The organism is Actinosynnema sp. NPDC059797 (assembly GCF_042732085.1).
Classification (GTDB): Bacteria; Actinomycetota; Actinomycetes; order Mycobacteriales; family Pseudonocardiaceae; genus Actinosynnema.
On record NZ_JBHWIE010000343.1, the window covers coordinates 1 to 7459 of the forward strand.

At 73.4% G+C, this 7459-nt stretch carries 8 protein-coding genes and 1 pseudogene; 4 read left to right on the plus strand and 5 right to left on the minus strand.

The window, feature by feature from the left end; all coding sequences use genetic code 11:
* The first annotated feature begins 11 nt into the window (after nt 1-11).
* The 3 genes and pseudogenes from ACFV4N_RS36530 to ACFV4N_RS36540 all read left to right on the plus strand — a co-directional run.
* Entirely contained in the window at nt 12-242 is a 231-nt protein-coding gene (locus ACFV4N_RS36530; RefSeq protein WP_499677240.1) for a mycothiol transferase, read from the plus strand.
* Nucleotides 239-886 (plus strand): GNAT family N-acetyltransferase, encoded by a 648-nt coding sequence (locus ACFV4N_RS36535; RefSeq protein ID WP_499677241.1) that lies wholly within the window; start codon nt 239-241, stop codon nt 884-886. Before ACFV4N_RS36530 ends, ACFV4N_RS36535 begins: the two co-directional genes overlap by 4 nt.
* Nucleotides 887-917: 31 nt before the next feature.
* Nucleotides 918-1280 (plus strand): annotated as a pseudogene (locus ACFV4N_RS36540) (hypothetical protein); the annotation flags it as partial.
* Here the strand turns inward: ACFV4N_RS36540 and ACFV4N_RS36545 are convergent.
* The 5 genes from ACFV4N_RS36545 to ACFV4N_RS36565 form a co-directional block, all read right to left on the minus strand.
* Nucleotides 1267-2601, minus strand: coding sequence for a pectate lyase (locus ACFV4N_RS36545; protein ID WP_499677242.1), 1335 nt, complete (start codon nt 2599-2601; stop codon nt 1267-1269). The pseudogene ACFV4N_RS36540 and the gene ACFV4N_RS36545 sit on opposite strands and share 14 nt — an antisense overlap.
* A 497-nt stretch (nt 2602-3098) precedes the next feature.
* Entirely contained in the window at nt 3099-3422 is a 324-nt protein-coding gene (locus ACFV4N_RS36550) for an STAS domain-containing protein (RefSeq protein ID WP_499677243.1), read from the minus strand.
* Nucleotides 3410-4678 (minus strand): PP2C family protein-serine/threonine phosphatase, encoded by a 1269-nt coding sequence (locus ACFV4N_RS36555; protein ID WP_499677244.1) that lies wholly within the window; start codon nt 4676-4678, stop codon nt 3410-3412. Before ACFV4N_RS36555 ends, ACFV4N_RS36550 begins: the two co-directional genes overlap by 13 nt.
* The gene (locus ACFV4N_RS36560; RefSeq protein ID WP_499677245.1) at nt 4678-5490 is read right to left on the minus strand and encodes an alpha/beta fold hydrolase; all 813 of its coding nucleotides are present in this window, start codon (nt 5488-5490) and stop codon (nt 4678-4680) included. Before ACFV4N_RS36560 ends, ACFV4N_RS36555 begins: the two co-directional genes overlap by 1 nt.
* Before the next feature lie 73 nt (nt 5491-5563).
* A complete protein-coding gene (locus ACFV4N_RS36565; RefSeq protein WP_499677246.1) occupies nt 5564-6814 on the minus strand; it encodes a PP2C family protein-serine/threonine phosphatase in 1251 nt (416 codons plus the stop codon).
* A 234-nt stretch (nt 6815-7048) separates the two neighbouring features.
* Here ACFV4N_RS36565 and ACFV4N_RS36570 point away from each other — a divergent pair.
* Nucleotides 7049-7459 (plus strand): ATP-binding protein (locus ACFV4N_RS36570; protein ID WP_499677247.1); only part of this gene is annotated, 411 nt, incomplete at its 3' end.

A 7459-nucleotide genomic window follows, 5' to 3' on the forward strand; every position in this document is an offset into this window, starting at 1 on the left:
CGCCCTAGGAGATGTACGCGCTGTGGCGCGCCGCCGTCGCCCGCTCGCGCGCCGCGTGGGCGCGGGTGCTCGCCGAAGGGGGCCTCGACCGGCCGTCGGCGTTCGTCACCCGCTCCGGCGAGTCGCCCGCCCTCCGGCGCGGGCTGGTCGACCTGCACGACGAGTACGCCCGCCACGTCGGCCACGCCGACCTCCTCCGCGAGGCCGTCGACGGGCTGGTCGGCGAGGACCCGCCGCAGTGAGCGCGGAGCCGATCCGGGGGGAGGACGTGCGGGTCGTCCCCGCCAACGAGGCGTCGTGGGACGACCTGCTGGACGTCTTCGGCACCGCGGACGCCGGCCGGTGCCGGTGCCAGCGGTTCAAGGTCGTCGGCTGGATCTGGCGCGACTCCACGCAGGAGGGGCGCACCGCGATGCTGCGGGCGCAGACCGGGTGCGGCGACCGGAGCGCGGACACCAGCGGGCTGGTGGCCTACGTCGACGGCGAACCCGCGGGCTGGGTCGCGGTCGAGCCGCGCACCGCGTACCCCAAGCTGCGCACCTCGCGCGTCCCGTGGCACGGCCGGGACGAGGACGAGGACGACGACGGCGTGTGGGCGGTGACCTGCTTCGCGGTCCGCAAGGGCTACCGGGGGCGCGGCCTCACCTACCACCTCGCCCGCGCCGCGGTCGACTTCGCCCGGGAGCGGGGCGCCCGCGCGGTCGAGGGCTACCCGATGATCACCGAGCCGGGCCGGCGCATCACCTGGGGCGAGGTGCACGTGGGCGCCCGCCAGGTCTTCGAGGAGGCCGGGCTCGCGGAGGTCTCCCACCCCACCACCCGCCGGGTGGTGATGCGGGTCGAATTCGGGGCGGCGAAAGGCGGCGCGGAGTTGGTCGAAAACTGACCGGACCGGCGCGACCGCGACGCTCGGCTTCAACGGCTCGTGGACCGGGAGCAACCCCGTGCCGAGCGGGTTCGCCCTCAACGGCACGACCTGCACGGGTTCGCCCACGAGCACCCCGCCCGCCGACAACCCCGCCCGGGGCCGGTCGCCGCCGCCGGCGGACGCGCCGACCAGCCTTCTCTGGCCCGGCAGGTCGACCTCTGCCACGACGGCATCCGCGGCGACTACTGCGACCAGGTCCGCCGGATCACCCGGCAGACCGGGCAGCGGGTGGCGTGGGACGACCCGCGCTCCCCCCGAACTGACACCCCGCGCGTGGGGAACCCCGCGGACCTCGGTCCGCGGGGTTCCCGTGCTCCTCGCCGTCCGGCGGTTCCCGACTAGCGGTAGGTGATGTCGGACGAGGAGTAGAAGCAGTTCTTGCCGTCCGCGCCCTCGCCGATCTTCTTGGGCTCGGAGCCCTTCGGCACGCCCTGGTACTTCTCGCAGATCGTGGCGCTGCCGTAGACGGTGATCCGGGAGAACCGCGCGGTGTCGCCCCAGTTGGTGTTGATGCCCGCCAACACCTTGGTCGAGCGCACCGTCACGCCGTCCATCACCACGTGGCGCTGGTACGAGGTCGCGCAGTTGCCGCACGCCCGGTACAGCTTGCCCACGCTGTGCGACTGGAAGTTGCGGATGGTCAGGGTGCCCGCGCCGTTGTGCTGGAACACCTTGTCCGACGCCGCCTTCGCGCCGCCGCCGTCGACCAGGTAGGTCGCCGAGGAGCTGGAGGACTTGAACGTCGCGGCGTCCTCGCCCACGTCGTTCCACCACACGTTGCGGATGGTGCAGGAGCCCTCGCAGTGGATGCCGTCGCCGGCCGGGGTGTCGATGATGACGTTCTCGATGGTGCCGCCGTTCGCCACCACGAACATCGGGTCCTGGCCCTCGCCCTGACCGCCGTCGCCGATCCCGTAGTACCGCTTCATGCCACCGTTGAAGTACGTGCCCACGTTCCGCGTGGTCGTCTGGTGGACGCTGCCGGTGTCCGACGGCCACGGGCCGCTGCCGTCACCGCCGCCCGGCTGCTGGGACGTCGTGGTGGTGGTCGTGGTGGTCCTCGTCGTGGTCGACGTCGTGGTGGAGGTCGAGGTCGGCCCGCCGGAGGTGGGGGAGAACGTCCACTGCTTGGTGGCGGCGCTGTCGCAGGAGTTGGTCTGCACCGGCGCGCCGGCCGCGGTGGAGTTGTCCTTGGTGTTCATGCACTTGCCGCCGTTGGTGTCCACCACGCGGTAGTTGCCGCCGCTCGCGGTCAGCGACCAGGTCTGGCCGGCGGCGCCGGTGCAGGAGGTCTGCTCGATGACCTTGCCGGCCGAGGTCGACCCGTCCCGGACGCCGACGCACAGGCCGTTGGCGGCCGAGGTGATCCGGAACCCGCCGCTGACCGCGGTCAGCGTCCACCGCTGGCCGGTGGCGCCGGTGCACCCCGCCTGCTGGAGCTGCACGCCGCTGGAGGCGCTCGCGCCGGGCACGTCGAGGCACTGCCCGCTGCCCGCGTTGGTCACCGTGTAGGTGCCCGCGCCGACCGCGGCGTCCGCGACCGGGGCGCTCGGCCAGGCGACGAGGGCGGCGGCCAGCGCCGTGGCGCCCGCGGCGGCCGTCAGGCTCAGGCGCCACCGCGCGTCGCCCCGCCGCGGGGCGCGCCCGGTCGGCGATCTGTCAAGTGCGCTCATGACAACTCCACTTCTGGCTTCCCCGGAGGTCGGGGTCGGTGATGAATTGCTTCCGCTGGAAATCCGTTCGCGGGGTGAAAAATGAGGATGACCTTTTTCGGCTCGATCGCCGGGGTCCGCACTTCGCCGAGAACGGGCGGGTGGCCGACATCGCCTCCTGGGGTGCTTCCTTACGCCATCGTACGGAAACCGCTTTCCTCCCGAATGTTAGATGGGCTGGAAGCCGCTGGTCAACCGTGGTTTTCCGGCGGCCGCGCCCGCGCGGTGTCGAAATCCGTCGAACACCGAGGTGGTCGCCGTTCACGTTGATCATCCGCCGGTAATGGCGCAATGCGGTTGGTCATACTCGTGAACGGAATCGGCCGCCCCCGGTCACACTCGTGAACGACGGGCGCCGGTCCGGGTGCGGTGAATGCGCGTTCCCGGGGAACTCCGCGACGCCGGCCGGGTATTCCCACGACCGCCGGATCACCCGCGCGCGGCGCGGGTCGGCGGTGTCACCCGGTCGCGGCGGTACCCTCGGTGGCGAACACCGAGTCCAAACCCGTGAAGCGCAGCATCCTCGTCAGGATCCGGGGCGGGTTGGCCAGGGTGAGCCCGGCGCCCGCGGCGGAGGCGATTTCGTGCGCGGCGAGGAAGCCGGCGAGCCCGCTGGAATCGCAGAAGGTCAGCGCGCTCAGCTCCAGCACCAGCCGGTCGCCGCGCGCGAGGCCCAACCCGGCCACCGCCTCGTGGAGCCGGTGCACCGTGCTGTGGTCCAGCTCGCCGGCGAACGCGATGGTGCGGGTGGCGCCGCTGGTGGTCGTGGTCAGGGTGAGCACCGCACCTCCCCGGGGGCCGCGCCGGGGTGGCCGATCGCGAGCACCGCGGTGTCGTCGGACGGCTCGCCCGACCACTCGGTCAGCACGTCCACCAGGGACTTCACCACGGCCTCGGCGCTCTGGCCCGCGAGCCCCGCGGCGACCTCGGCCAGCCCTTCCTCCTCCAGCATCGTCCCGTCGGCGCGGCGCGCCTCGGTCAGGCCGTCGGTGTAGAGCACGAAGACGTCACCGGGGCCCAGGCGCGTCGAGTTGCCGGCGAACCGGGGGTTCGGCAGGGCGCCGACGAGCTGCCCGCCGGGCGTCTCCAGCACGTCCACCTCGCCGGTGGCGCGGATGACCAGCGCCGGCGGGTGACCGCCGCCGGCGAGCACGACGGTGAACCCGTCGCCGTCCGGTTCGAGCACGCCGAACACGACCGTGCAGAACCGCGGCGCCCCGGGTCTGCGCTGCTGCCGCAGGACCGTGTTGAGCGTGGTCAGCACCGCCGGCGGGTCGGCGTCGTGCACGGCCGCGGCGCGCAGGGCGTAGCGGGTCAGCGAGGTCAGCACGGCCGCCTCGGGGCCCTTGCCGCACACGTCGCCCAGGAAGAAGCCCCACCGGTCGCCGCCCAGCGGGAACAGGTCGTAGAAGTCGCCGCCGACCTGGTCGCTGGACGCCGCGTGGTAGTGCGCCGCGACCTCCAGGCCGTCGACGTCGGGCAGCGCGTCGGGCAGCAGGGTGCGCTGGAGGGTGGAGGTCAGGCGCTGGAGCCGTTCGCGCTCCCGCTCGGCCGTCCGCTTGGCCTCCAGCAGCTCGCGCTCGTAGGAGCGCCGCTCGCGGGCGTCGAACGCGGTGACGCGCACCAGCATGGGCTGGCCGTCCTCGCTGCTCTTCACCGCGGCGGTGAGCAGCACGGGCAGCCGGCGGCCGTCCGCGGCCACGAGGTCGAGCGCCAGCTCGCGGGCCTCGCCGTGCATGCGCAGCATCGGCGCGTAGTGGGTCTCGTGGTAGAGCCTGCCCGCCGCGGTCAGCAGGTCGGTGAGGCGCCTGGTGCCGACCAGCTCCTCCCGCCGGTACCCGAGCCAGCCCAGCAGCGTGTCGTTGACCCTGGCGATCTCGCCGTCCATCAGGGTGGACAGGTAGCCGCAGGGCGCGTTGTCGTACAGGTCCTCGGCGCTGTCCTCCAGCAGGGAGGAGAACACGGCCCGCGTCCCGGCCTCCGACTGCTCGCCGTCACCGGGCTCCTCGGGACCCAGCTCCGTGTCGGCGGCGCACATCACGGCCGGGCGCCCAGTCGCGAGGTGAAGCCCAGGACGGCCGCGGCGGTCTCCTCCGGCGCGCTCAGGTGCGGGCAGTGGCCGGTGGCGTTGAGCACCACCAGCTCGCTGCCGGGGATGCTCCGGTGCACGAACTCGCCGACCGGCTGGTCCGCGATGACGTCCTCGCGGCACTGGAGGACCAGCGTCGGCAGGGTGACCAGGGGCAGGTCGTCGCGGTTGTCCGACAGGAACGTCACCCGCGCGAAGTGCCGGGCGATCTCCGGGTCGGTCCGGCAGAAGCTGTCGGTCAGCTCCTGGCCCAGCTCGGGGCGGTCGGGGTTGCCCGCGATCGCCGGGGCCATCGCGGCGGACCAGCCCAGGTAGTTGCTGTCCAGGGACTCCAGCATCTCGTCGATGTCCTCGGCGGTGAAGCCGCCCCGGTAGTCGCCGTCGTCGACGTAGCGCGGCGACGGGCCGACCAGGACCAACCCGCCGAACCGCGACGGGTCCCGGTTCGCGGCCAGCACGCCGATCATCGCGCTCACCGAGTGGCCGACGAACACCGCGTCCCGCAGGTCCAGCTCGTCCAGGAGCTCCAGCACGTCGGCGGCGTAGCCGGCCAGGGACGAGTAGCGCTCGGGCCGCCACGCGGACAGGTCGGAGCGCCCGGAGCCCACGTGGTCGAACAGGACCACCCGGTGGTCGGCCTCGAACGCGGGCACCACCGAGCGCCACATGTTCTGGTCGCACCCGAAGCCGTGGGAGAACACCACGGGCCGCCCGTCGACGCGACCGGACTCGGTCACGTGGTTCCTGCTCCGCACGTCCATCGCGGCAGTATCCCACCCCGGCGGGGCGGGGCCACCGCCGCGCCCGGGCTCGCGCGGTCCGACCCGCGGGTCCTCAGCCCGTGGCGGGTCGGTCGGGCTCGTGCTCGTGCTCGTGCTCGGGGTCGTGCCGGACGGTGAGCAGGGCGACGTCGTCCGTGGCCGGCTGGTCACCGACCATGGTGGACATGATCCGGACGCACGCCGCTTCCGGCGGGGCCGGTGCCACGGCGCCCCGGAGCTGCTCCAGGCGGCTGTCCAGGTCCACTTCGTGGCGCTCGACCAGCCCGTCGGTGTAGAGGGCGACCAGCGCGCCGGGCGGCATGTCGATGTGGGAGCTGCGGCGGCCGGTGACCGCCAGGTCGTAGCCGAGGGGCGGGTCGACCGGCGTGTCCGCGAAGACGGGTTCCCTCCCCGGCAGGGCGAGGACGGGCGGCAGGTGGCCGGCCAGGGCCAGGTGCATCCGGTGGGCCGCGGTGTCGATGACCGCGTAGGCGACCGTGGCCATGGTGTGGGTCTCGAAGTGGCTGGCCTTCCGGTCGAGCTTGCCCAGCACCTCCGCCGGGTCGTCGAACTCCAGGGCGTAGGCGCGCAGCGCGCTGCGCAGGCGTCCCATCACGATCGCGGCGGGCAGCCCCTTGCCCACCACGTCGCCGATCACCAGGCCGACGCGCCCGTCGGGCAGGTGGAACACGTCGTACCAGTCGCCGCCCACCCCGCTGTCGGTGCCGGGGACGTAGCGCGCGGCCAGCTCCCAGCCCTCGGCGACGGGCAGCAGGCCGGGCAGCAGGCTGTCCTGGAGCATGGCCGCGGCGGCCCGCTCGGACCGCGACCGGTGCACGTGCGCCGCCATGGCGAGCCGGTCGGCGACCACCTGGAGCAGCTCCACCTCCTCGTCGGTGAACCGGCGGTACGAGGTGCTGCCGACGTGCAGGACGCCGGTCAGGTCGCCCTGGGCCAGCATCGGCACGCCCAGCAGGACGTGCAGGCCCCGCTCCCACAGCAGGGGGTTGACCACGGTGGACCTGTCCACGTGCTCGATCTGCACGGGTTCCCGGGTCCGGGCCACCTGCCCGGCGAAACCCGTGCCAACCGGCACCCGGACGCCCTGGAAGACCTCCTCCTCCAGGCCCGAGGCGGCCTTGGCCACCAGTTGCTCGCCGGCGGGGTCGACCAGCAGGACGGTGGCGGTGTCGACCGAGAACAGGTCGCGGACCCGCCAGAGCATCACCTCGAACAACTTCTCCAGGTCGAGCTCCCGGAGCGCGCTGTCGGTGACCGCCTCGAGCACGCGCAGCCGCATGCCCGAACCCCGCGTACCAGTCATCCGCCAACCCCGTCCACGTCCCGACCCCGCATCGAGCGACCGGCAAGAGCATATGGCGGTTGCCGTGCGAGCCAGCGTCGAGCGCACCACCCTACCCGGAACGGCGGTTCGCCGAGTGAACCGCGCCCACCCCGCCGGTCGTCGGCGCGTTCCGCGCCGGCGCGGCATGACCCGGGCCGGATCGGGGTACCAACGTCACGTACCAGGCGTCTCGAACGGGAGGGTGTACAGCACATGGACGACTCCGAGGGGCCGAGACCACTGGTGCTGGCCCTGGCCGCCGACGTCCCGCCGCTGGTGCGGGTGCGGCGCTGGGCCGCCGACGCGCTGGCCGACCTGACCGACGACGAGCTGGGCGACTGCATGCTGGTGGTGACCGAGCTGGTGGCCAACGCCTACGACCACGGCTGCGTCCCGCGCAGCGTGCGCCTGCACCGGTCGGATGACCCGTGCTGCGTGCGCATCGAGGTCGACGACGGTTCGGTCCGCGAGCCGACCCTGGGCCGGTCGCGGCTGGGGCCGCAGCGCGGCCGCGGGCTGGTCATCGTGGACAACCTGAGCAAGGACTGGGGGATGATCCGGCACGAGGGCGGCAAGACCGTCTGGGCGCAGGTGCCCTGCGGCGCGCCCCCGCGGCGCGCGGTC

What these genes read in the sequence shown, in the direction of transcription:
- ACFV4N_RS36530 (WP_499677240.1), top strand. Translation starts at nt 12, where the DNA reads ATGTACGCGCTGTGGCGCGCCGCCGTCGCCCGCTCGCGCGCCGCGTGG.
- ACFV4N_RS36545 (WP_499677242.1), bottom strand. Translation starts at nt 2,601, where the DNA reads ATGAGCGCACTTGACAGATCGCCGACCGGGCGCGCCCCGCGGCGGGGC.
- ACFV4N_RS36555 (WP_499677244.1), bottom strand. Translation starts at nt 4,678, where the DNA reads ATGTGCGCCGCCGACACGGAGCTGGGTCCCGAGGAGCCCGGTGACGGC.
- ACFV4N_RS36560 (WP_499677245.1), bottom strand. Translation starts at nt 5,490, where the DNA reads ATGGACGTGCGGAGCAGGAACCACGTGACCGAGTCCGGTCGCGTCGAC.
- ACFV4N_RS36565 (WP_499677246.1), bottom strand. Translation starts at nt 6,814, where the DNA reads ATGACTGGTACGCGGGGTTCGGGCATGCGGCTGCGCGTGCTCGAGGCG.